Origin of the sequence: Streptomyces sp. NPDC093071, from assembly GCF_044754545.1 — a bacterium.
Lineage (GTDB): Bacteria > Actinomycetota > Actinomycetes > Streptomycetales > Streptomycetaceae > Streptomyces.
The window spans coordinates 121209-143376 of record NZ_JBIVPH010000013.1 but is presented as its reverse complement, the minus strand read 5'-3'; the positions used below and the strand labels follow the sequence as shown (position 1 = coordinate 143376).

Below are 22168 nucleotides of genomic sequence, written 5' to 3'. Positions count from 1 at the left end.
GGTGGCCGACACCGGTCACCCGGCACCGTCCGGTCGGCCGACCGGCCACGGCCCGGCGCACCGCCGGGCCACCCGCCGCACGCGGCGACGGCGCGGCGCACCCCCTCCCGGGTGCGCCGCGCCGCCCCACCCGTACCCCCTTCCGGAGGAACCCCGCATGACCGTCACCGAACAGCCCGCCCCCGCCCGGCAGGTCCAGCCGGCCGAGGAGCGCCACGCCGCCGAACTCTCCTTCCTCGCCGCCCAGGACCCCGGCCCGCGCCCGCCCGGCTGGGCCCTGACCCCGCGCGCGGTCGTCACGTTCGTCTGCGGCAGCGACGGCGCGGAACTGGCCCTGCCGAAGCGCCGCGCGGGCCTGCCGTCGAAGCTGGAGATCGCCCCGAAGTTCGTCGGCGAACGCGCCCTGGTGGAGCGCTGCGTCGTCACCCTCGCCGGAGAGCGCGGACTGCTCCTCACCGGCGAGCCCGGCACCGCCAAGTCGATGCTGTCGGAACTGCTCGCGGCCGCCGTCAGCGGCACCAGCTCCCTCACCGTGCAGGGCACCGCAGGCACCACCGAGGACGCCTTCCGCTACGGCTGGAACTACGCCCTGCTGCTCGCCCAGGGCCCCACCCCGCAGGCCCTCGTCGACTCCCCGGTCCTCGCCGCCATGCGCACCGGCCGGGTGGTGCGGGTCGAGGAGATCACCCGCTGCCTGCCCGAGGTGCAGGACGCCCTGGTCTCCATCCTGTCCGACCGGCGGGTCACCGTCCCCGAGCTGACCGCCACCGAGGACGCGGTGGTCACCGCCGCACCCGGCTTCACCGTCATCGCCACCGCCAACCTGCGCGACCGGGGCGTCTCCGAGATGTCCGCCGCGCTCAAGCGCCGCTTCAACTTCGAGACCGTGGACCCGATCGCCGACGCCGACGCCGAGGCCGTCCTCATCCGCCGCCAGGCCGTCGCGGCGGTCCAGCGCGCGGGCGCGCCCTTCGGTGTCGACGACGCCGTCCTGGACGCCCTCGTCACCGTCTTCCGGGACCTGCGCTCCGGCCGCTCCACCGAGGGCTGGGACGTGGAGCGGCCGGGCACGGTCATGTCCACCGCCGAGGCCGTCCAGGTCGCGGCGTCCCTCGGGGTCGCGGCCGCGTACCTCCCCGGCGGGGACGTCCTCGACCTCCTGCCCGGCCACCTCCTCGGCGTCGTCCGCAAGGACGACCCGGCCGACCACGCGCGCCTCCTCGGCTACTGGGACGGCCCCGTCCGCCGCCGGGCCGAGAACGGCTCGGCCATGTGGCGCCGCCTCTGGGACCTGCGCGGGAGCCTGCGGTGACGACCCTCGACCCACGGGCGGCCGTGGACGCGCTCGCCGCGTCCCGCACCCCGTACCTCCTCGGGGTGCGCCACCACAGCCCGGCGCTGGCCGCCGTGGTGCCCGCCCTCCTCGACGAGGCGGGCGCGGAGGTGGTCTGCGTGGAACTCCCGGCCGACTTCCGGCCCTGGCTGGAGCACCTGGCCGACCCGGAGACCGTCGTCCCCGTCGCCCTGGCCGGGACGGGCGAGGGCGGACGCCTGGCGTTCTACCCCTTCGCGGACTTCTCCCCGGAGCTCGCGGCGGTGCGGTGGGCTCGGGACCACGGCGCGGAGGTCGTCTGCTGCGACCTCCCCCTGTCCGACCCCGGCTGGTCCGCGACCGGCCCGGACCGGGAGCGGGACGGCGACACGGACGACCTCCCGGGCATCGACGCCGCCGACGGCACGGGCGAGGGCGACGGGGCCCGCCCCACCGGGGAGACGCGGGAACGCGGTTCCTTCGCCGGGGCGCTCGCCGCGGCCGGCACCGGACGGGACGGCGAGGACATGTGGGACCGCGCCGTGGAGGTGCTGGCCCCCGGCTGCTCCCCGGACGCGGTGCGCCGCGCCGCCCTGGGCGTGGGCTGGGCCCTGCGCGCCGACGCCGACGTGCCCGCCTCCGACCTCGCCCGCGAGGCCCGGATGCGGCGGGTCATCGCCGAGTCCTCGGCCGGAGGCCGCCGCGTCGCCGCCGTGATCGGCGCCTTCCACGCCCCCGCGCTGCTCGCGTCGGCGGACACGGAGGGGCCGGTCGGCACGGACCGGCACACCCCGGAAGGCACCGGCGCCCACACCAGTACCAGTACCGGCACCGACACGGACGGGTCCGGCAAGACGGACCGGGGCCGCGCCCCGGCGGCCCCGCTCACGGACCCGGTGGCCCCGGCCACGCCTAAGGCCCCGGCCGGGAACCCGGACCCGGTCGCCGCGGTGACCTCGTTCGTCCCGTACTCCTTCGACCTGCTCGACTCCCGCTCCGGCTACCCCGCCGGGATCCGCGACCCGCTCTGGCAGCAGGCCGTGCTCACCGCGGCCGGGGACCCCGACCGGCTCCGGGAGGCGGCCTCCGCCGCGGTGACCGGTCTGTGCCGGCAGATGCGCCGCGCCGGTCACACCGCCGGCACCGGCGAGGCCGCCGAGACGCTGCGGCTCGCCTGCGACCTGGCCACCCTGCGCGGACTCCCCGCCCCCGGGCGCGGAGAACTCCTGGAGGCCGTCACCACCGTCCTCGGCCAGGGCGAACCCCTCGGCCGTGGCCGGGCGCTGGCCCGCGCCCTGGAGGCCGTGTTCGTCGGCACCGCGCGCGGCCGGATCAGCCCGCACGCGCCCCGTTCCGGTCTGGGCCCCTCGGTCGAGGAGGAGCTCGCCCGGCTGCGGCTGCCCCGCCCGGAAGAGCCCGAGCCCCGGGAGGTGCGCCTCGACCCGCTGCGTTCCCCCCTCGACGGACGCCGCGAGGTGCTGCTGCAACGCCTCCTCGTCATCGGCGCCTCCTACGGCGAGCCCCTCGCCGTGGCGGCCACCGGCGACGGCACCGCGCTCGGCACCAAGTGGCGCCTGACCTGGAACCCGTCCGTGCCCGCCCGGCTCGACCTCGCCGGAGTCCGGGGAGTCACCGCGGCCCAGGCCGCCGCCGGCACCCTGGCCGAGACCGCGCGCCACGAGGCCGCCGAGGGCGGCCCCACCCCGGCCCAGATCCTGACCGGGCTCACCGCCGCCGCCCGCTGCGACCTGCCCGACCTGGTCGACGCCCGGCTGCGCGAGGCCTCCGCCGTCCTGCCCGACACCGCCGGCCTGCCCGAACTCCTCGAAGCGCTGGACCTCCTGGAGGGCCTGCGGCGCGGCCACTACCCCGGCACCACCGAGCACGCCCGTGCCACCGCCGGCGCGCTCACCGGCGAACTCCTGGAGGCCGCCGTGCGGTCGCTGCCCGGCCTGGCCGGCAGCGACACCCCGGCGGACGCCGGAGCCCTCGTGGCGCTCGCGGACCGGTCGGCCGCCCGGCACCTGGGCCTCCGGATGGACCGGGCCCTCGCCGAACTCGCCTCGGAGGGCTCGCCGCTGATCCAGGGCGCCGCCCTGGCCGTACGGGTCCTGCTCGACCTGGACCCGGCGGCCGACCTCGGCGAACGGACGGCGGGCTGGATCGACGGCGCGACCTCCCCCGACGCGCGACGGGCCCTCATGAAGCGCCTCGCGGGACTGCTCACGGCCGCGGGCCCGCTGCTCCAGGCGTCCCCGGAGGCGCTCACCCCGCTGCTCGACCGGGTCGACTCCCTGGCCGACCAGGAATTCCTCGACCGGCTCCCGGCCCTGCGCGGCGGCTTCGACGCGCTGACCCCGGCCGCCCGGGACCGGCTCCTGACCACGGTCACCGAGCGGCTCGGGGACCGGCTCGACCTCTCCCTCGACGCCCCGCCCGAGCTGCTCGCCCTGTGGGCGGCGGCCGACGCGGCCGGCCTCGCCGCCCTGAAGTCCCTGGCCCTGCCCGACCCGGAGGCCGTACCCGGCCTGTGCCCCGCCCCCGAAGCGGAAGCCGCACCCGAAACCGACACGCCCTCCGTCGAAGCACCGGACCGGCGGCTCGTCCCGGCCGACCGCTGGCGGCTCCTCCTCGGCCGCCACCGGGACCGGCTGAGCGCCGACGCGCGCCGCTACGCCCGCGCCCTGGACGAGCTGTACGGCGGGCGCGGAGAGGGCGCCGACGACCTGGACACCGGATCCGGCGGCGGCGGAGGACAGGAGGCCTCCTTCCCCACCGCACGCGAATGGTCGCAGGAGCTGGAGGCCCTCTTCGGCGCCGACGTGCGCGAAGAGGTCCTGGCCGAGGCCGCCGACGCGGGCCGCACCGACGTGCTCGCCCAGCTCGATCCGGCGGCGGTACGCCCCTCGGTGGAACTCCTCGGCTCGGTGCTCTCCCTGGCCGGCGGTATGCCCGAGGCCCAGCTCGCCCGGCTGCGCCCGCTGGTGAAGCGGCTCGTCGACGAGCTCGCCCGGGAGCTGGCCACCCGTCTGCGCCCGACGCTCTCCGGGCTCGCCACGCCGCGCCCCACCCGCAGGCCCGGCGGACGCCTCGACCTCGCCCGCACCCTGCGCGCCAACCTCGCCCACACCCGGCGCACGGACGACGGCCGGGTCGTGGTCGTGCCGGAACGCCCGGTGTTCAGCACCCGGGCGAGCAGGGAGGCGGACTGGCGCCTGATCCTCGTGGTCGACGTCTCCGGCTCGATGGAGGCCTCGGTCATCTGGTCGGCGCTGACCGCCGCCGTGCTCGGCGGCGTACCGACCCTGTCCACCCACTTCCTGGCCTTCTCCACGCAGGTCGTGGACCTGACCGACCGGGTCGAGGACCCCCTGTCGCTGCTCCTGGAGGTACGAGTCGGCGGCGGCACGCACATCGCGGCGGGGCTCGCGCACGCCCGCTCCCTGATCACCGTGCCGAGCCGCACCCTCGTCGTCGTGGTCAGCGACTTCGAGGAGGGCGCGCCGCTCGCCGGCCTCCTCGGCGAGGTCCGCGCCCTGGCCGCCTCCGGCGCGCACCTGCTCGGCTGCGCGGCGCTCGACGACGCCGGGGCGCCCCGCTACTCGGTGCCGGTGGCGCGCCAACTCGTCGCCGCCGGAATGCCGGTGGCCGCCCTCAGCCCGCTCGCCCTCGCCCGCTGGGTGGGCGACCGCCTCCGTGGAGAACCCCGTTGAGCCCCGAACCCCTGCCGCCCGTCGCCCCCGACGTCCTCGCCGAGGCCGTGGAACAGCTCAGCGCACGGCTGCGCAAGAAGCTCGACGCCGCGATCGAGGGCTGTGCCGAGCACGTCGTCCGGGCCGCCGACGGTTCCCTCGACGTACGTTTCGGCGAGGACGCGCTCGTCACCCTGCGCCCCGGATCCTCGGGCGCGGTCACCGAAGCCGGGCAGGCCGTCTGCACCTGCCTGCTGGCCCCGCGCTGCCTGCACCGCGCGGCGGTCCTCGGCGCGGCACCGATCGCGGACGCGGCGACGGAGACGGAGGCGACGCCGGAGACGGCGACGGAGACGGAGGCGACGCCGGAGACGACCGCCGGGCTTCCGGAGCCGACCGGACCCGTCGACGGCCCCGCGCCCGTCACCACCGAAGCCGCCCCCGCCCCTTCCGTGGACACCGCGACCCCGCTCACCCCCGCCCAGGTCCGGGCCGCCACCGCCCTGTGGGAGGCGGCCGCCGAAGCCCTGTCCGCGGGGGTCACGGCCGGCGGGGCGGTGGTCCAGGCCGAACTGCTGCGCGCCGCCCACACCGCCCGCCTGGCCGGGCTGCCCCGTGCGGAGGCGGCCGCGCTGCGCGTCGTACGAGGGCTGCGCGCCGCCCGGGAGCGCGGCCGTGCCCAGCGCCTCGGCGACCTCGCGGGCGCCTTCCGCGACCTCCTCGCCGGAGCGGCCCTCCTCGCCTCGGGCACGGCCGGACCCGGCGCGGCCGGTGTGACGCGCCGCGCCTACGCGCAGGGCGGCAGCCTCAGGGCGTACGGCCTGTGCCGGGAGCCGGTGCTCTCCGCCACCGGGTACGGAGGCGTGTCCACCCACCTGGTGGGTCCGGACGGTTCCCGCTACACGGTGTCCGACGTGCGCCCCGGCGGGCTGGCCCGCGCCAGGGGAGCGGGGTCCGCGTCCGTGGCGCTCGGCGGGGCCGTCCTCGACCACGCGGGCCTCGCGCGCGGCGGCCTGCGGATCGTCGGCGCCACCGTCTCGCCGGACGGGCGGCTCGGCGCGGGCCGGGGCGTGAACGCGACCCCGCTGCGCGGGGTGGACTGGTCGGAGGAGCCCGCGTCCGCGCTGTTCGCCCGGCCGGTGGGCGAGGCGGTGGCCGCGGCGCTCGACGACGGCGCACGGGAGGCCGACGCCCCCGAGGCCGCCCTGCTCGGCTGCGACGTGGAGGTGGTCGGCGCGGCGGGGGAGTACCTGGTGGTCCGCGTCGCCGGAGACGGACCGCTGCTGCGGCTGCGCCCCGCCCACCCGCATCCGGAGCTGCCGCACGCCGCCAACCTGCGCAGGATCGCGGAGCACCCCGGGCTCGCCCTGCGCGTCCTCGGCCGCCCGGACCTGGACCGGGCGGCGACGCTCCGGCCGCTGGCGGTCGGCCCGGTGCCGGGGGAGCCGTACACGCTGCGGCTGCCGGAGGAGTGGCTCGGCAGGGCCGACCTGGGCTACGACCGCCTCCAGGGGAGCCACTTCCCGCGCGGGGCCACGGGGCCGGGGCCGGTCGCCCCGGCGGCCGTACCGGATCCGCTGGCGGACGCGCCGCTGTGGAGGGTGCGGCGGCTCCTCGAAACGGGGGTCGCGGGCGGGCGGCGTGCCGTGGCCGAGGCCGGCCGGGGGACGGACGCGGCCGCGCTCCTCGCCCCGCTGCGCCGGGCGGGTCTCGGCGGGGCGGCGCAGCTCGCGGCGGCCCTGACGGCGGAGGCGGACCGCCGCCCCCGCGACGCCTTCGGCCGCCTCACCGACTCCTCGGCCGACGGCTACGCCCGGGCCTGGCTCGCCTCGGCGGTCCATCTGGCGGCCGCGGAGAGGTCACTGGTGGCGGCGTCCTGGTCCTGACGCGAGCCCGGGCCGGGGCGGCACCCGCGACGGTCCGGCGCCCTGCGCGCAGGCGCGGACCTGCGGGAGGAGGCGCTCCGCCCCGGGGGCACGGACCTCCCGGGGCGGACCGGTCGGCTCGACGCCATAAGCCATAAGCCATACGCCATGAGCCGCACGTCGTACGCAACGGGCGCGGAGCCGTGCGCCCCGCCCCGGCCGCTCTCACCCGCTCGGCGGACGGAGACCCCGGCGAGAGGGGGAACGGTAGGTGCCAGACCGTGCGACGGGCGGACACGAGGGCGGGACGAGGCCATGCGACATGTGCTGCGGAAGCGGCGGGAGGCCGCCCGGGCGCGGAAGGAGAGGCTCCAGCGGCTGCGCCGGGACGACCGGACGCTGCTCGACCGCCTGTACGGGACCCCGTACGAGGACATCGCCTTCCCGCCGCCCCGCCCCCTGGACGACACCGAGGCGGTGGAGATCCTGGGGTTCGCGCTGCGGCTCGGCCGGGCGCTCTTCCTCGCCGGGGCGGAGACCCGGCGGATCGAGTCGTCCGTCGTGGCCGTCACCGCCGCCTGGGGGATGGGCAGCCAGGAGATCGACATCAACGCCCGGTCGATGCAGGTGCAGTACGCCCCCGAGGGCCGGCGGCCGATCGTCATGCTGAAGGTGATGGGCTCGGAGGACACCCGGGACCTGGACCGGCTCGCCGCCCTCGAACACCTCACCACCCACGCCGCCTCCGGCCGGCTGGACCGGAGGACCGCGGCCGGGACCCTGGACCGGATCGAGGCGGAGGCCCCCCGCTGGCCCTGGTGGTTCGGTCTGGGCGGCGGCGCGGTCCTGGCGGCGATGCTGTGCGTCCTGGCCTCCGGGACCGTGCGCGCGGCCCTGGTGTCGCCCCTCGTGTTCCTGCTCGCCGACCGGGGCGCCTGGGCGCTGTCCCGGAGCGGACTGCCGTCCTTCTTCGTCACCGCCGCGCAGACGGCCCTGCTCCTCGTCGCGGTCGCGGGACTCACGGCGGCCGGGGGCCTGAGCCACGCGGAGGCGGCCAGCGTGATCGCGGCGAACGTGATCCTGCTGCTGCCGATCTTCACGATCATCTCGCTGACCGAGGACGCGATCGACGGCTTCCGCTCCATGGCGGCGGGCCGCGCGGTCAGCCTCCTCGCCTTCTTCACCGCGCTGGCCTGCGGCTTCCTCGCGGTCGGCTTCCTGCTGCGGGGCGCCGACGCGGACGCCCGCTCCACCGCCCTGATCCCCCTGCCGGTCGTCCTCTCGCTGCTCACCAGCGCGATCGGCGCCCTAGGGAACACCGTGTTCATGGACGGAGGACTGCGGATCGTCCCGCCTGCGGTCGCCACCGCGGTCCTGGGCGCGGGGGTCAAACTGGCCTGCCTCGGCGCGCTCGGCTGGTCCGCGCCCCTGGCGACCGGCCTCGCGACGGTGGCGATGGGCCTCGCCGCGGCGGTGCTGTCGCCGCGTACGGGCATCCCGGTCCGGGCGTTCGTGATCCCCGGCATCGCCGGAGGAGTGCTGCCGGGTCCCGACCTGTACCGGAGCCTGCTGCAATGGCTGCTGCGCGTGGAGGGCGCGGGCTCCTATCTGGTGTCCACCATGGCGTCGGTGGCCGCCATCGGCATCGGCGTGGTCTTCGGGACGCTGCTCGGCACCGCCGTCGCCCGCCGGTGGCGCTCGCGGGGGACCGGGACCGGGACCGGGGCCGGGGCTGTGGCTGGGGCCGGATCCTCCCGTACCCCTGCCTGATTCGTACGGCCCCGTGTGCCCCGTACTACGGGACGACCCGTGCCCCGCCCGTCAGGCGGGGTGGCCCGGCGTGAGGTCCGTGACGTCGCCGAGCCGGAGGAGCGGCGGTCCGTCCGGGCCGGACGGGCTCTGCTCGACGGGCGCGAGCAGGAAACCGACGTGGTCCCCGCCCCCGCCCTCGAAGCGCTCCTCGATCCGGCCGACCAGCCAGGCGCGGGCGTCGGCGAGCACCGGCGCTCCGCCCGCTCCCGGCCGCCAGTCCACCCGGGCGAGCTTGTCGGTGTCGTCGCCCGTCCGCCCGCCGAACAGCGCCGCCAGCTCCTTCTGGTCGCTCCGCAGGACGTGGACCGCCAGGTGGGAGGCGCGGCGCGCGACGCGGTAGGTGTGGTTGGCGGTGGAGAGCCACGCCATGAAAAGGGGCGGGTCGACCGAGCACGGGGAGGCGAACCCCACCAGGCAGCCCGCCCGCTCGCCGTCGGCCGCCGCCGCCGTGACGACGTACATCGGATAATCGAGCGCGTCGGTGAAACCGTCGGCCACGGTCGGCTCCCAGGGTGATCGAACAGCGGCGGGCTGCGCGCGCTGCGGAACGACCGGCGGACGGCCGTACGTACGCACGCGCAATCCGCCTTCGGAATCGGCGGGTTGTGCCGGGGCGGTCCCGGAGTGTCTCCGGAGCCGTTTCCCGGGAAGCAGTCACCTTGCCCCGATGGCCGACCGGCAAACGCGCGATATGGGCTTCTTGTATGACATAAGGGCTCCTCGGCGGGGTAGCGGCACACCCATGGACACGACACCCCTGCGCGCCGTCGCACTCGTCTGCACCCTGTCCCCGTCCCCCGCGCGTTCCAGTTCGCAGCTCCTCGCGGAACAGGTCATGGCGGCACTGGGCGAGCACGGCGTCACCGGCAAGACCGTCAGGATCGCCGACCACAACGTCCTGCCCGGCGTGAAGACCGACATGGGAGAGGGGGACGACTGGCCGGAGATCCGCGAGGCCGTCCTGGACGCGGACATCCTGGTCCTGTCGACCCCCATCTGGCTGGGCCACCCCTCCAGCATCGCCCAGCGCGTCATGGAGCGGCTCGACGCCGAACTCGGCGAGACGGACGACGAGGGCCGGATGCTGACCTACGGCAAGGTCGCGGCCGTCTGCGTCGTCGGGAACGAGGACGGCGCGCACAAGGTGAGCGCGGACCTCTTCCAGGGCCTCAACGACGTCGGCTTCTCGCTCGCCCCCAACGCCGTCACCTACTGGGTGGGGGAGGCCATGCAGGGCACCGACTACCAGGACCTCGACAAGACCCCCGAGGCCACGGCCGGCACCACCGCGACCCTCGCCGCCAACACGGCCCACCTGGCCCGCCACCTCAAGTCCGCCCCGTACCCGCCGTCCTGACCCCACCGCGACATTCCCACCGACACCCACACCGACGAGGAGCCACAGGCATGACCCAGCACCGGAACGACGAACCCGACCCGCGCACCACTCCTCCCTCCGAGGCGCCGGGGGAGAGCGGCGACGAGGAGGCGCGTGAGGAGGCGGCGGACGCGGTCGTCGGCGAGGCGGGCGACGACGAGGACGCCGGCGACTCCGCGTAGCAGAGGAGCCTCCCGCACCACGAAGCCGGGGAGGACCGTGAGAACGTCACGGTCCTCCCCGGCTTCGTTCCGCCCGAGGGGCCCTCAGGCCGTCCTGGCCCGGGGCGCGCTCCCCGGGGCCTGGAGCGGTACGGAGCCGGGGCCGCTCACCGTCAGGGTGATGCCGAGGCTCGCGCACATCCTGCGGGCCCGGGCGAGCGCGCTGAAGGAGGCCGCCGACGGGGAGGAGGACGGGAATTCGAGGAGCACCCGGAGGGGACGGTAGGCGGAGACGATCGCCTCGATCTCCAGGGCCGCCGCGGCACGGCTGGTGACGTCGAGCTCCCGGAGGAGCCTCAGGTGCAGGGTGCCGTCTTCGAGGACATGGCTCACGAGCATGGTCTACCTCCCGGCCGGGTGGGCGCCGCGGACGCGGCGCGGGGCGGTGATCAGTGGGAGGGACCGGCGAGCGGTCCCGGGTGCGGCGCACGGTGAGCGGTTCGTGGAGCTCGACGGGAACACCGCGAGCGCCGCATCCTCGGCGCGAGCCGGCCGCCGGGGCCGTTCTCCGCCGCAGGACGCTCTGTGTCCAGCCTGAAGCAGCTCGACAGGTGGCTGCCACCCTCCATTATGCAAGGAACGCGCCTGCCTGCACCTTTCCCGTTCCGGGTCCGCGCACCGGACTCCCGGGGCCTGATTGGGACGAGAGCGGCCGGGTACGCGGGGGACGACCACAACGGAACGAAGGAGGCAAACCGGTGAGTACGGTCGAGAAGACCATCGATGTGGACGTCCCGGTGCGGAGCGCCTACGACCAGTGGACGCAGTTCGAGGAGTTCCCCCGCTTCATGGAGGGCGTCGAGGAGGTGCGGCAGGTCGACGACCGCCACTGCCACTGGCGGACCAAGGTGGCGGGCGTGCGGCGCGAGTTCGACACCGAGATCGTCGACCAGCTGCCCGACGAGCGCGTCGCGTGGCGCACCGTGGGCGGCGAGGTCCGGCAGAAGGGCGTCGTGACCTTCCAGTCGCTCGACGAGGGCCACACCAGGGTCCGGCTCGCGATGGAGGTGGAGCCGGAGGGCGTGGTGGAGAAGACCGGCGACGCCCTCGGGATCCTCGACCTGCGGGTCAAGGGCGACCTGAAGCGGTTCAAGGGCTTCATCGAGGAGCGCGGGCAGGCCACCGGCGGCTGGCGCGGCCGCGTCAGCCCCTCGGACGCGACGGGTCCGGCCCCGACCGGCACCCCGACGGACGCCCCGCGTACGACCGGCGGCACGATGGGCCTGACGGGCCCGGCCGGCCCGGCCGATGACGTCCCCGTCATCCCCGGGCAGGCCGACCGGTCCTCGCGCGGCGCGGGCGCCTGGCCGCCCGCCGACCGCCCCTGAGGACGCCCGACGGCACTGACGCTCCGGGCCCGGGGCCGGTCGCGCGGACGGACACGACGTCCCGCGACCGGCCCCGGGCCGTCCGCACCGACCGCCCGTCCGCCCCCGTCCGCACCGACCCCGCCCGTCAGCCAGTACCAGCCCGCACCGGTCCCGCGCCCCCGGGACGGACGCGTACGAGGGCGGCTGCCGGGCGGTCCGGGCCCTCCCGGGGCACATTGGTACGGAGGGGCGACCGCCCCTACGCCGGGCCGTCCGCGCGTACGGCCCGCGGTGCCGGGTAGTCGGTCGGCAGGAGACCCTTTCCGGCGGCGGGCGGAGAAGAGACGGAGCCGAACCCCGCAGCCCGGGCCCGAACCGTCTTTCCCGGCGTGAGCGAGAAGGGGCATGACATGGGCACCAATGACGGCACCTCCCGCGTGGTCGTGGGCGTGGACGGTTCACCGGCCTCGCACGCGGCCCTGCGCTGGGCCCTCCGCCACGCGCGGCGCACCGGCGCGACCGTGCACGCCGTGGGGGTCTACGACCTCCCCGGGGCGGAAGGATGGTCCGCACCGGCCGTCGACGTGCTATTCGACGAGGAACAGGCCCGGCGGTCGCTCTCCGAGGAGCTCCGAGCGGTCCTCGGCCCGGACGACGACGTTCCCCTGGTCCACCACGTGGTGCGCGGAAACCCCGCCCGGGTGCTGATCGACGAGTCGGACGGCGCCGAACTGCTCGTCGTGGGAAGCAGGGGCCGGGGAGGGTTCGCGAGCCTGCTCCTCGGCTCGGTGAGCCAGCAGTGCGCGGCGCACGCGTCCTGCCCCGTCGTCATCGTCCGCCCGGAGACGGCCGACGGCACCCCGCCCGCGGGCGACACCCCCTGATACGCGTCGGTGACACGGAGGTCGGATCATCATGAACGCATCCATGTCGTTGGTGCTTCTGCCGGACGGCCATCTCGTGCTCCCCGCCGACGAGGTGACCGGCCTGCTCCGGCACCTCGCGGCCGGGTGGCTGGAGTCGACCGGCGAAGATGACCTCGACCTCGCACCGGAGACGGTGGTGGCCCTGGCGGGAGCACTGACGGAGGTCGCCGACCGGATCGACGTGGAGTGCATCGCGCTCGCGCCGCACGGCGACGAGGACCCGTTCGACCGGGAGAGGCCGTTCGTCGACGGAAGCGGCGAGGAGGGCCCGCCCGACGACGGCCCCCTCAACGAGGGCAGCCCGTTCGACGAAGGGCGCCCCTTCGGCGAGGGGGGCCGCTTCGAGGACGGGAACCCCCTCAGGGACGAGCACGGGGACCCGTACGACGGAGGCGGTCCGCCGCAGCCCTGAGGGAGCGCCCGCGCGGAGCAGGGCTCCACGGGTCCTCCTTCAGGAGCAGGTCCACGTCGGCGAGGCGCCGGGCGCGCGCGTCGAGCGCCGGGTCGTCCAGGTCGTCCCAGGCCAGCGGAGCCGCGACGGGCGCCCCCGCCCTGGCCCGCACCGTGTACGGGGCGACGGCGGTCTGCCCGTACGCGTTGCGCTGGACGTCGAGGTAGAGCCGCCCCTCCCGGGCCTTCTTGCGCACCTCGGTGGTGAGCAGGTCGGGGTGGCGGGCGGCGAGCACCCCGGCGATGTCGGCGGCGAAGGCCCGTACGTCGTCGTAGGGCGCCTTCCGGTCCAGCGGCACCAGGACGTGCAGCCCGCGCGAGCCGGTGGTCATGAGCAGCGACGGCAGCTCCAGCTCGTCGAGGAGGTCGCGGAGCCACCGGGCGGCGTCCCGTACCGGCCCGAATCCCTCCCCGGACGGGTCGAGGTCGAAGACCAGCCGGTCCGGGTGGTGGGGGCGGTCGACCTTCGACAGCCAGCGGTGCAGGGTGACGGAGCCCTGGTCGGCCAGGAGGACCAGGGTGGCGGCGTCCTCGGCCAGCACGTACGTGACGGTGCCGCCCTCCTTCGGCATCTCGGCGCGCCCCACCCAGTCCGGGAAGTGGTCCGGCGCGTCCTTCTGGAAGAAGCCCCGGTCCCCGATGCCGCCGGGATGGCGCTCCAGGGTCAGCGGGCGGCCGCGCAGGTGCGGCAGCATCCGCGGCGCCACGGCGCGGTAGTACTCCGCGAGGTCGGCCTTGGTGATGCCGTCCTCGGGGAAGAGCACCTTCTCCGGCCGGCTCACCGTCACGGTGCGCCGGCCCGCCCGCACCTTCCGGGTCTCCGTCATCACGGCCTCCCTCTCCGTACGGGTCCGGGGACCGGCCCCGGGAGTCTCCCTACGGGGCCGCTACCCGCGAAGGCGCGCGACTACCACGCGCGTCCGCCACCCGCCCGTCCGGCGGGAGCGCGGGAAACGCATACGGCCCTCCGTCCGGGGCACTCGCGCCATGACCCCGCAAGCCGCACGTGAGGAGCTGGACCATGAGGGCGTTGACCTGGCACGGACACCGCGACGTTCGTGTGGACACCGTGCCCGACCCCCGGATCGTCGACCCGACGGATGTGATCGTCCGCGTCACCTCCAGCGGCATCTGCGGCTCGGACCTGCACCTGTACGAAGTGTTCGGACCCTTCCTGGACCCCGGCGACATCCTCGGCCACGAACCCATGGGAATCGTGGAGGAGGTCGGCCCCGAGGTGCGGAACCTCAAGGTCGGCGACCGGGTGGTGGTGCCGTTCAACGTCTCCTGCGGCACCTGTTGGACGTGCGGCCAGGGCCTGCAGTCCCAGTGCGAGACCACCCAGGTCAGGGAGTACGGGACGGGAGCCTCCCTGTTCGGCTACACCAAGCTCTACGGGCAGGTCCCCGGCGGCCAGGCCGAGTTCCTGCGCGTCCCCTTCGGCGACACCCTGCCCATCAAGGTCCCCGGGGACGCCCCCGACCAGCGCTACCTCTACCTCTCCGACGTGCTGCCGACCGCCTGGCAGGCCGTGGCGTACGCCGACGTCCCGCCCGGCGGCACCGTGACCGTCCTCGGACTCGGCCCCATCGGCGACATGGCCGCCCGCATCGCGCTCCACAAGGGCGCGAGCAAGGTCATCGGCGTGGACCTCGTCCCCGAACGGCTCCGCCGCGCCCGGAGCCGCGGCGTCGAGGTCCTGAACCTCAAGGAGCACGGCAAGGACCTCGGCGACCGGGTGCGGGACCTCACGGACGGCCGGGGCACGGACGCCGTCATCGACGCCGTCGGCATGGAGGCCCACGGCGCCCCGCTCACCAAGGCCGCGCAGAAGGTCCCGGGCTTCCTCCCCGACGCCGTCGGCCAGAAGATGATGACCAAGGCCGGCATGGACAGCATGGCCGCCTTCGACACGGCGGTGGACGTGGTCCGCCGCGGCGGCACCATCAGCCTGTCCGGCGTCTACGGCGGCGCCGTCGACCCCGTCCCGATGTTCAGCCTCTTCGACAAGCAGATCCAGCTCCGCATGGGCCAGGCCAACGTCTGGCGGTGGGTGGAGGACATCCTCCCGCTCCTGGACGACGCCGACCCGCTCGGCGTCGACGACTTCGCCACCCACACCCTCCCTCTGGAGGACGCGCCCGAGGCGTACAAGACGTTCCAGGACAAGAAGGACGGCATGATCAAGACGGTCCTCACCCCCGGCCGCTGACCGTACGCGCACCGTCCCGCCCCTGGTCGGGCGGTGCGGGGCGGTGTGAAATCACGACTTCGTGGAACCCGTCTCTCATGGAAGCGACACCACAGGACATGCCCGGCCCCACCCGCCCCCCGCTGCTCGACAGCACCGCGTCCCTCCTGATGAAGGGGTACGGCTGGCTGCCCGACCTGCGCCGGCGCGCCGGGAACGCCCCGGCCGTGCCCGTACGGATCCTCGGCCGGCGCGGAGTCGCGCTGCACGGCAAGGAGGCGGTGGACTTCTTCTACGACGAGCGGCACGTCCGCCGCCAGGACGCCCTGCCCGGACCCGTCCTGGACACCCTGTTCGGCCGCGGAGCCGTCCACACCCTCGACGGAGGGCCGCACCGGGGACGGAAGGCGCTGTTCCTGACGCTGCTCAAGGACCCGGAGCGGGTCGCCGACCTGGTCGAGCACGCCCGGCGCGCCTGGGACCTGGCCGAGGCCGACTGGCAGGAACGGGAGCGGGTGGTCCTCTTCGACGAGGCCGCCCGCGTCCTGACCACGGCCGTCCACGACTGGGCCGGCGTCCCGCTGCCCGGCGGCGAGGAGGAGACCGCCGCGCGGGACCTCGTGGCCATGGTGGACGGCTTCGCCGCCGTCGGCCCCCGGCACCTGCGCGCGCGGCGGGCCCGGAAGCGACAGGAGGAGCGGCTCGCCCCGCTGATCGAGGAGCTGCGGTACGCGGGCGCTCCGTCGGGGCAGGCGACGATCGCGCAGGCGGTGGCCGCGCACACCGACGCGAACGGCCGGCAGCTCGACCCGCACACCGCGGCCGTCGAACTCCTGAACGTCCTGCGCCCCACCGTCGCGGTCACCTGGTTCCTCGTCTTCGCCGCCCACGCCCTGCACCGCTGGCCGGAGCACCGCGACCTCCTGACGGCGGACGAGCGATACGCCTGGGGCTTCGCCCAGGAGGTCCGCCGCTTCTACCCCTTCGCCCCGTTCACCGGCGGCCTCGCGGCGGCCGACACCCGGTGGGGCGGCGTCCCGATCGAGAAGGGCAGCCTGGTCCTCCTCGACCTGTACGGCCACGACCACGACCCCGAGCTGTGGCCGGAGCCGTACGCCTTCGACCCGGCCCGGTTCACCCGGCCGGGCGCCTCGATCGGCCGCGACGACCTCGTGCCGCAGGGCGGCGGCGACCCGGCGACGGGCCACCGGTGCCCCGGCGAGGACATCACCCTCGCCCTCCTGGCCTCCCTGGTCCCGCGCCTCGCCCGCCTGCCCCACGACGTGCCCGACCAGGACCTGTCGATCCCGCTGCACCGCGTACCGACGCTCCCGCGCAGCGGATACGTCATGGAACGGGTGCGCCTGACGTCACCGGCGGCGGCGCGCTGACCCCCGTACCGCCGCATCGACCGCAGCACCTGAGAAGAGACCCGAGAAGAGATGAGGAGACCGGAATGAGCGACGCGCACACCCCGGGCAATTCGGAGGACCCGATACCCCGCGACCGCGAGGACGAGCAGGCCGCCGAGGGCGAGGACCCGCTGGCCATACCCGTCACGCGGGACCCGGGCAGCGAGGACCTCCCGGACACCGAGGAATCCGGCACGGGCCCCCGGGGGCGCCCCGAGGAGGAGACCGTCGACCCCGAACAGCCCGCCCCCGACGAACCGGCCGACTGACCGGGACACCGCCGCCGGCACCACCCCCACCACCCCCCTTCACCGGAACGGAGTCCCACCCTGAGCCCCGCCGACCTCGTGTTCACGGCCCTGGGCATCGGAGCGCTGGCGGCGGCGGTCCTGCCGAGGCTCGTACGGCACATGCCGTTCTCGATGCCCATGGTGTTCCTGGCCCTCGGCGCCCTGACCGGTCTGCTGCCCCTCCCCATGCCCGAACTCGACCCCGTGGCGGACCGGGCCTGGGTCGAGCACGTCACCGAGATCTGCGTGATCGTCTCCCTCATGGGCGCCGGACTCGCCCTGAACCGGCCCTTCGGCCTGCGCGCCTGGGCCGGGCCGTGGCGGCTCCTCGGCATCACCCTGCCCCTGACCGTCGCCGCGACCACCGCCCTCACCTGGTGGCTCTTCGACTGGCCGGCGGCCACCGCCCTCCTCGTGGGCGCCCTGCTCGCGCCGACCGACCCGGTGCTGGCGGCGGAGGTGCGGGTGGGGGAGCCGACCGACGAGGACGACGACGAGGACGAGGTCCGCTTCACGCTCACCGCCGAAGCCGGCCTCAACGACGGACTGGCCTTCCCCTTCGTCCTCGCCGCCCTCGCGCTCGCCGGAGCCGGCGGCGTCTGGGCGGACGCCGACTGGGGACACTGGTTCGGCTTCGACCTCGTGGCCAGGGCGGTGATCGCCGTCGTGATCGGCATCGCCCTCGGGCGGCTGCTCGGATGGATGTTCTTCCGGGCCGGGTCCGCCTCGCTCAGGCTGTCCGAGCACATGGAGGGCTTCGTCGCGCTCGCCGCGACCTTCCTCTCGTACGGCCTCACCGAACTCGCCCACGGCTACGGCTTCGTCGCCGTCTTCGTCACCGCCTGCACCGTCCGTGCCGCCGAACGCGGCCACGGCTACCACAAGGTGCTGCACGGCTTCACCGAGCAGATCGAACGCCTCCTGACGGCGGCGCTGCTCTTCCTCCTCGGCCACTACCTCGTCGCCACCGGCCTGGCGTCGCTGACCTGGCCGATGGTCCTGCTCGCCCTGGCCCTGATCGTGGTCGTCCGCCCGCTCATGGGGTGGATCGCCCAGCTCGGCTTCGTCACCGGCCCCCGGGAGCGGGTCGTCGCCGCCGTCTTCGGACTGCGCGGCATCGGTTCCCTCTTCTACCTCGCGTACGCGCTCGGCCACCACGGATTCGAGGGCCAGGCGCGGGAGTTGTGGGTCCTGACCGCCACCACGGTGGCGCTCTCCGTACTGCTCCACGGCATGGGCGCCACCCCGACCATCCGCCGTCTGGACCGCCTGCGCGAGGTCCGTCCGTCCGACGCCCCGCCGTGAGCCGTCTCGTCACCCTCATGCCTGTGGGCCCGGCCGATGCCGGGCCCACAGGGGTGAAGGGCTGGTGGAGCGAGCGGTCAGCGGCGTCCGCGCAGCCTGCCGAGGAGGCGGCGGCCCCGGGCCCGGCTCCGGGGGTCGGAGGCGGCGCGCCGTAGCGACGCGATCGCCCGCCGCCCCTGGGGGCTGCGGCCGAATCGCTTGATGCGGGTCAACAGTGCGGACATGGAACCTCCTGTGCTCGTACGTCATCCACGTGGCGTCCGGCGGAGGAACGCCGGTCTCCGGCGGCTCCCGGACACGAGGGCCGCTCCTTGCGCCTACCCCCGATGCGTCCGGGCACGCGACGGGTCGTCAATTACGTTCAGCACGACGCTCGTTGGACTGGTGACGCCACCTCCGTCACCGGGCACCCGGGCTCCGCCCGGCGAAGGCGTCCGGCCGGTCCGGGTCCATCAGACCGTGCCCCGACTCCCTTTGCCTGAAAGGCCGTTGACGGGGCACACGGACCGCATGACCGTTTCCAAGACAGGTGTCCTCGTCCTCGACAGCACCGATCCCGAACCCCTCGCCCGCTTCTACGCCGCCCTGCTCGACGCCACCGTCGAACCCAGTGGCGCCGACGCCGACCTGCTGCTGATCTCCGGTGCCACGGGCGTCGTCCTGGGCATCCGGCGCGACCCCGGCCAGGCGCCGCCCAGCTGGCCCCGACCGGACGACTCCCAGCAGGCCCACCTGCTCATCCTCGTGGAGCCCGACGCGCTCGACGAGGCCGAACGGGAGGCCGTCTCCCTGGGCGCCCGCCCCGTCTCCGCCGACCAGAACGGCACCCGCCTCGACCGGCGCACCGACACGCGCCGCTACACGGACCCGGCCGGCCACGCCTTCGTCCTCGCCCCCACGCGCGGGGCTCCCGCCTGACGTTTCCGTGCGACACCTCGGGGCAGCCGCCCCACGTGCCCGCCCGTCCGCACGACCGAGGAGGACGACCATGACCCGTCACGAGCGCCGCCGCACCCTGCCCGCGGACGGCCCGCCGCGGACCACGCCCTCGGAGGCCGTCGGCGAGAGCGGCGACGTCGAGGCGCGCCGGGAGGCCGAGAAGGCCACCCGGGACCGCCGGGGCGGCACCGACGACGAGGGCGGCATGACCGCCAAGCGCCAGTCCCCGGGCCTGGGCCGCGAGGAACAGCGCCGCCCGCACGGACGGAGGGGCGAGGCCGGCACCGAAGAGGAGTAGCGCGTGCCCGCCGGATCACGACCGGGACCGCGCCCCCGGACGACTGCGCGCGCCGGCTCCGGGTAGACGCCGGGCGGACGTCCGACCGCCCGGAGGAGGGATCATGCCCGGACCCGGAAGCTCGTACTGGATGGAGTCGGCGCCGCCAGGCCGCGCCCACCCGCCGCTGGAGGGCGACCTCACCACGGACACGGTCGTCGTGGGGGCCGGGATCGCGGGCCTCTGCACCGCCCGCGCACTGAACCGCGCCGGCCGCGACGTGGTGGTCCTGGAGGCGGACCGGATCGCGGCCGGGGTGACCGGCCACACCACCGGGAAGCTCACCTCCCTCCACGGCCTCCGCTACGAGCCCCTGCGCCACGACCAGGGGGACAGGGCGGCGGCCCGGTACGCGGCGGCTCAGGAGGACGCCCTCCGGGAGGTGGCGCGCCTGTGCGAGGAGCTCGGCGTCGACGCGCAGCTCGAACGCCGCCCCGCGTACACGTACACCTCCGACGAGGAGCGGACCGGCGAGATCCGCGCCGAGGCGGCGGCCGCCGCAGCGGCCGGGCTGCCGGCCACCGGGACGACCGGGGAGCCGGGGGAGGCCGGGACGGGGCTCCCGTACCCGGTCGCGGCGGCGGTCCGCGTCGAGGACCAGGTGCAGTTCCACCCGCGCCGCTTCCTGCTCGCCCTCGCCGACGACCTGGTCGCGCACGGCGGCAGGATCCACGAGGGCACCCGCGTCACCGGCCTCAAGGAGGGCGCCGAGTGCCGCCTCGCCCTCGCGGGCGGGGGCACGGTCCACGCCCGCGACGTCGTCCTCGCCACCCACTTCCCGCTCCGCTGCCACCCCACCCTCCTGATGCGCCTCTCGCTGCGCCGGGAACTCGTCGTCGCCGCCCCCGTCGACGAGCGTCACGCCCCCCACGGCATGTACTGGACCGACGAGGACGACGTCCGCTCGGTGCGCACCGCCCCGCTCGGCGACGGCCGACGGCTCCTGATCGTCTCGGGCGAGGCCTTCGAACCGGGCGCCGGCGGCGTCCGCGCCCGCTTGGCGCGCCTGGAATCCTGGGCGCGCGACCGGCTGCCGGGCTTCGCCGAGGCGCCCGGGGTGCGCCGCTGGGCGGCCCAGGACGTCCACACGGCCGACGGGGTGCCCTGCGTCGGGCACGAGCACCCCGACACCGAGCACGTCTACGTCGCCACCGGCTTCGGCGGCTGGGGGCTCAGCAACGGCGTCGCCGCGGGCCGGCTGCTCACCGCCCACCTGACGGGCGCCCCGCGCCCGGACTGGACGGAGCTCTTCGACCCGCGACGCCGCCTCCCCGTCCGCGAGACGCCCGGGGTCGTCCGGCACCAGACGGCCGTGGCCCGTCATTTCCTGACCGGCCTGCGGACCGGCCGCCGCTGCACCCACATGGGGTGCGAGCTGGGCTTCGACGACGCCGAACAGACCTGGGAGTGCCCCTGCCACGGCTCCCGCTTCGCGGCCGACGGCAGCGTCCTCCAGGGCCCCGCCACCGAACCCCTGGAGGACTGAGCACCGGAGGCGGTCTCCTCCCGTCCGCACACCGCACGAGGGGGAGGAATGGTACGTACGGGACGGGGGAGACGCGACGGTGAAGGGCCGCCGCCCCGGACGGAGCGCGTTGGCCCGGCCCCCACGGTGACAGGACGACAGGACGGAGGAGCGCGATGGACACCGGCGAGAACGAGTACCGGATCGCCCGGTTCAGGGAGCGGCTCGCGCACGACGACATGGCCGAGCTCGGGGTACGCATCGAGGTGCGCGGCACGGCCGTGCTCCTGACGGGCACCGTCCCGACGGCCGGGGAGCGGGAGGAGATCCTCCGGCTCGCCGAGACGGAACTGGCCGGCCTGCCCGTCCGCACGGACCTGATGGTCGCCTGCATCGATCCCCCCGAGCGTCCCGAGGAGCTGCTGTGACGGCCCCGGAGCGGCAGGAGGACGGGGCCGTCGTCCGGGTGGCGGCCGTCGGGGACATCCATCTGAGCCCGGACTGCCGGGGCCTGCTGCGCCCCTCCTTCGAGACCCTGCCGCTCTGCGCGGACGTCCTCCTTCTGGCCGGGGACCTCACCCGCCACGGAACGGTCTCCGAGGCGGAGGTGGTCGCGGACGAGGTCCGGGACCTCGGCGTCCCCGTGGTGGCCGTCCTCGGCAACCACGACTACCACTCCGACCAGGAGGCGGACATCGCGCGCGTCCTCACCGACGCCGGGGTCGCCGTCCTGGAGGGCGACCGGACGGTCCTGCCGGTGGACGGCGGACGGCTCGGCATCGCCGGCACGAAGGGCTTCTGCGGCGGCTTCGCGGGCCGCAGCGCCGGAGAGTTCGGCGAACGCGAGATGAAGGACTTCGTCCGCACCACGCGCCGGGCCGCCGAGGGCCTCCACGAGGCCCTGTCCGACCTGTCCGACTGCGAGGCGCGGATCGCCCTCACCCACTTCTCTCCCGTCCCCGACACGCTCGCGGGTGAACCGGTCGAGATCTACCCCTTCCTGGGCAGCTACCTCCTGGCCGAGGCCATCGACGGGGCGGGCGCCGACCTCGCCGTCCACGGCCACGCCCACCTGGGCACCGAGCACGGCATGACGGCGGGCGGGGTGCGCGTCCGCAACGTCGCCCAGCCCGTCATCGGCAAGGCCTTCGCCCTCTACCACCTGCCCCTCACCCGGACACCGGAGCACTCCGGGGCCGGCGACGCGCCTGGGCGGGCCGGCCGGCCCCCGGCGGCCGACGCCCCGATGTGACACGGCCGCTC

Annotated in this window: 22 protein-coding genes; 18 read left to right on the top strand and 4 right to left on the bottom strand. The window is 75.6% G+C overall.

All coding sequences use genetic code 11. The features are described 5' to 3' along the window. Positions 1–157: 157 nt before the first annotated feature. The 4 genes from ACIQD7_RS31840 (at position 158) to ACIQD7_RS31825 (ending at position 8639) form a co-directional block, all read left to right on the top strand. Positions 158–1312, top strand: coding sequence for an AAA family ATPase (locus tag ACIQD7_RS31840; RefSeq protein ID WP_402446345.1), 1155 nt, complete (start codon positions 158–160; stop codon positions 1310–1312). Continuing rightward, positions 1309–5025 (top strand): DUF5682 family protein, encoded by a 3717-nt coding sequence (locus ACIQD7_RS31835; protein WP_402446342.1) that lies wholly within the window; start codon positions 1309–1311, stop codon positions 5023–5025. The genes ACIQD7_RS31840 and ACIQD7_RS31835 overlap by 4 nt, the downstream gene beginning before the upstream one ends. Beyond that, positions 5022–6890 (top strand): hypothetical protein, encoded by a 1869-nt coding sequence (locus tag ACIQD7_RS31830; RefSeq protein ID WP_402446339.1) that lies wholly within the window; start codon positions 5022–5024, stop codon positions 6888–6890. The genes ACIQD7_RS31835 and ACIQD7_RS31830 overlap by 4 nt, the downstream gene beginning before the upstream one ends. A 294-nt stretch (positions 6891–7184) precedes the next feature. After that, positions 7185–8639, top strand: coding sequence for a threonine/serine exporter ThrE family protein (locus ACIQD7_RS31825; protein ID WP_402446336.1), 1455 nt, complete (start codon positions 7185–7187; stop codon positions 8637–8639). 51 nt (positions 8640–8690) lie between these two features. On the opposite strand, the gene ACIQD7_RS31820 is transcribed toward ACIQD7_RS31825, so the two are convergent. Continuing rightward, positions 8691–9143 carry a flavin reductase family protein gene (locus ACIQD7_RS31820; protein ID WP_402446389.1) on the bottom strand — a complete coding sequence of 151 codons (453 nt, stop codon included), beginning with the start codon at positions 9141–9143 and terminating at the stop codon, positions 8691–8693. Positions 9144–9423: 280 nt separating this feature from the next. Between ACIQD7_RS31820 and ACIQD7_RS31815 the strand changes: the two genes are divergently transcribed. Together ACIQD7_RS31815 and ACIQD7_RS31810 are read left to right on the top strand one after the other, a co-directional pair. After that, positions 9424–10038, top strand: a complete 615-nt coding sequence (locus ACIQD7_RS31815) for a flavodoxin family protein (protein ID WP_121831541.1) — start codon at positions 9424–9426, stop codon at positions 10036–10038. Positions 10039–10088: 50 nt separating this feature from the next. Further along, on the top strand, positions 10089–10241 hold the full coding sequence (locus tag ACIQD7_RS31810) for a hypothetical protein (protein WP_402446333.1): 153 nt from the start codon (positions 10089–10091) through the stop codon (positions 10239–10241). Between the two features lie 84 nt (positions 10242–10325). On the opposite strand, the gene ACIQD7_RS31805 is transcribed toward ACIQD7_RS31810, so the two are convergent. Then, positions 10326–10619: a hypothetical protein gene (locus ACIQD7_RS31805; RefSeq protein ID WP_402446330.1), complete on the bottom strand. Its 294-nt coding sequence runs from the start codon at positions 10617–10619 to the stop codon at positions 10326–10328. Positions 10620–10978: 359 nt separating this feature from the next. Between ACIQD7_RS31805 and ACIQD7_RS31800 the strand changes: the two genes are divergently transcribed. The 3 genes from ACIQD7_RS31800 (at position 10979) to ACIQD7_RS31790 (ending at position 12928) form a co-directional block, all read left to right on the top strand. Then, positions 10979–11608, top strand: a complete 630-nt coding sequence (locus ACIQD7_RS31800) for an SRPBCC family protein (protein WP_402446328.1) — start codon at positions 10979–10981, stop codon at positions 11606–11608. 392 nt (positions 11609–12000) lie between these two features. After that, a complete protein-coding gene (locus ACIQD7_RS31795) occupies positions 12001–12474 on the top strand; it encodes a universal stress protein (protein WP_402446324.1) in 474 nt (157 codons plus the stop codon). A 43-nt stretch (positions 12475–12517) separates the two neighbouring features. After that, positions 12518–12928, top strand: a complete 411-nt coding sequence (locus tag ACIQD7_RS31790; protein WP_402446321.1) for a DUF6213 family protein — start codon at positions 12518–12520, stop codon at positions 12926–12928. On the opposite strand, the gene ligD is transcribed toward ACIQD7_RS31790, so the two are convergent. Further along, a complete protein-coding gene (ligD, locus tag ACIQD7_RS31785) occupies positions 12876–13793 on the bottom strand; it encodes a non-homologous end-joining DNA ligase (RefSeq protein WP_402446318.1) in 918 nt (305 codons plus the stop codon). The two genes, ACIQD7_RS31790 and ligD, sit on opposite strands and share 53 nt — an antisense overlap. A gap of 194 nt (positions 13794–13987) precedes the next feature. On the opposite strand from ligD, the gene ACIQD7_RS31780 reads away from it, so the two are divergent. From ACIQD7_RS31780 to ACIQD7_RS31765, 4 genes are all read left to right on the top strand, one after another. Continuing rightward, positions 13988–15178: a zinc-dependent alcohol dehydrogenase gene (locus ACIQD7_RS31780; RefSeq protein ID WP_402446316.1), complete on the top strand. Its 1191-nt coding sequence runs from the start codon at positions 13988–13990 to the stop codon at positions 15176–15178. Positions 15179–15255: 77 nt separating this feature from the next. Continuing rightward, the gene (locus tag ACIQD7_RS31775) at positions 15256–16548 is read left to right on the top strand and encodes a cytochrome P450 (protein ID WP_402446313.1); all 1293 of its coding nucleotides are present in this window, start codon (positions 15256–15258) and stop codon (positions 16546–16548) included. A gap of 65 nt (positions 16549–16613) precedes the next feature. Beyond that, entirely contained in the window at positions 16614–16838 is a 225-nt protein-coding gene (locus tag ACIQD7_RS31770; RefSeq protein WP_402446311.1) for a hypothetical protein, read from the top strand. A gap of 60 nt (positions 16839–16898) precedes the next feature. After that, entirely contained in the window at positions 16899–18164 is a 1266-nt protein-coding gene (locus tag ACIQD7_RS31765) for a cation:proton antiporter (protein WP_402446387.1), read from the top strand. A 77-nt stretch (positions 18165–18241) separates the two neighbouring features. Here ACIQD7_RS31765 and ACIQD7_RS31760 read toward each other — a convergent pair whose 3' ends face one another. Further along, positions 18242–18388, bottom strand: coding sequence for a hypothetical protein (locus ACIQD7_RS31760; protein ID WP_163013883.1), 147 nt, complete (start codon positions 18386–18388; stop codon positions 18242–18244). Between the two features lie 286 nt (positions 18389–18674). Here ACIQD7_RS31760 and ACIQD7_RS31755 point away from each other — a divergent pair, with 286 nt between their 5' ends. From ACIQD7_RS31755 to ACIQD7_RS31735, 5 genes are all read left to right on the top strand, one after another. Further along, positions 18675–19082 carry a VOC family protein gene (locus tag ACIQD7_RS31755; protein ID WP_402446307.1) on the top strand — a complete coding sequence of 136 codons (408 nt, stop codon included), beginning with the start codon at positions 18675–18677 and terminating at the stop codon, positions 19080–19082. A 70-nt stretch (positions 19083–19152) separates the two neighbouring features. Then, on the top strand, positions 19153–19401 hold the full coding sequence (locus tag ACIQD7_RS31750) for a hypothetical protein (RefSeq protein ID WP_121831532.1): 249 nt from the start codon (positions 19153–19155) through the stop codon (positions 19399–19401). 103 nt (positions 19402–19504) lie between these two features. Next, positions 19505–20926: an FAD-dependent oxidoreductase gene (locus ACIQD7_RS31745; RefSeq protein ID WP_402446303.1), complete on the top strand. Its 1422-nt coding sequence runs from the start codon at positions 19505–19507 to the stop codon at positions 20924–20926. Between the two features lie 155 nt (positions 20927–21081). Further along, on the top strand, positions 21082–21333 hold the full coding sequence (locus ACIQD7_RS31740) for a BON domain-containing protein (protein WP_121831530.1): 252 nt from the start codon (positions 21082–21084) through the stop codon (positions 21331–21333). Then, positions 21330–22157, top strand: a complete 828-nt coding sequence (locus ACIQD7_RS31735; RefSeq protein ID WP_402446300.1) for a metallophosphoesterase — start codon at positions 21330–21332, stop codon at positions 22155–22157. The genes ACIQD7_RS31740 and ACIQD7_RS31735 overlap by 4 nt, the downstream gene beginning before the upstream one ends. Positions 22158–22168 lie beyond the last annotated feature (11 nt).

What these genes read in the sequence shown, in the direction of transcription:
- ACIQD7_RS31795 (WP_402446324.1), top strand. Translation starts at nt 12,001, where the DNA reads ATGGGCACCAATGACGGCACCTCCCGCGTGGTCGTGGGCGTGGACGGT.
- ACIQD7_RS31760 (WP_163013883.1), bottom strand. Translation starts at nt 18,388, where the DNA reads ATGTCCGCACTGTTGACCCGCATCAAGCGATTCGGCCGCAGCCCCCAG.
- ACIQD7_RS31805 (WP_402446330.1), bottom strand. Translation starts at nt 10,619, where the DNA reads ATGCTCGTGAGCCATGTCCTCGAAGACGGCACCCTGCACCTGAGGCTC.
- ACIQD7_RS31840 (WP_402446345.1), top strand. Translation starts at nt 158, where the DNA reads ATGACCGTCACCGAACAGCCCGCCCCCGCCCGGCAGGTCCAGCCGGCC.
- ACIQD7_RS31820 (WP_402446389.1), bottom strand. Translation starts at nt 9,143, where the DNA reads ATGTACGTCGTCACGGCGGCGGCGGCCGACGGCGAGCGGGCGGGCTGC.
- ACIQD7_RS31825 (WP_402446336.1), top strand. Translation starts at nt 7,185, where the DNA reads ATGCGACATGTGCTGCGGAAGCGGCGGGAGGCCGCCCGGGCGCGGAAG.
- ACIQD7_RS31745 (WP_402446303.1), top strand. Translation starts at nt 19,505, where the DNA reads ATGCCCGGACCCGGAAGCTCGTACTGGATGGAGTCGGCGCCGCCAGGC.
- ACIQD7_RS31810 (WP_402446333.1), top strand. Translation starts at nt 10,089, where the DNA reads ATGACCCAGCACCGGAACGACGAACCCGACCCGCGCACCACTCCTCCC.
- ligD (WP_402446318.1), bottom strand. Translation starts at nt 13,793, where the DNA reads ATGACGGAGACCCGGAAGGTGCGGGCGGGCCGGCGCACCGTGACGGTG.
- ACIQD7_RS31740 (WP_121831530.1), top strand. Translation starts at nt 21,082, where the DNA reads ATGGACACCGGCGAGAACGAGTACCGGATCGCCCGGTTCAGGGAGCGG.
- ACIQD7_RS31790 (WP_402446321.1), top strand. Translation starts at nt 12,518, where the DNA reads ATGTCGTTGGTGCTTCTGCCGGACGGCCATCTCGTGCTCCCCGCCGAC.
- ACIQD7_RS31750 (WP_121831532.1), top strand. Translation starts at nt 19,153, where the DNA reads ATGACCCGTCACGAGCGCCGCCGCACCCTGCCCGCGGACGGCCCGCCG.
- ACIQD7_RS31755 (WP_402446307.1), top strand. Translation starts at nt 18,675, where the DNA reads ATGACCGTTTCCAAGACAGGTGTCCTCGTCCTCGACAGCACCGATCCC.
- ACIQD7_RS31815 (WP_121831541.1), top strand. Translation starts at nt 9,424, where the DNA reads ATGGACACGACACCCCTGCGCGCCGTCGCACTCGTCTGCACCCTGTCC.
- ACIQD7_RS31780 (WP_402446316.1), top strand. Translation starts at nt 13,988, where the DNA reads ATGAGGGCGTTGACCTGGCACGGACACCGCGACGTTCGTGTGGACACC.
- ACIQD7_RS31775 (WP_402446313.1), top strand. Translation starts at nt 15,256, where the DNA reads ATGGAAGCGACACCACAGGACATGCCCGGCCCCACCCGCCCCCCGCTG.
- ACIQD7_RS31770 (WP_402446311.1), top strand. Translation starts at nt 16,614, where the DNA reads ATGAGCGACGCGCACACCCCGGGCAATTCGGAGGACCCGATACCCCGC.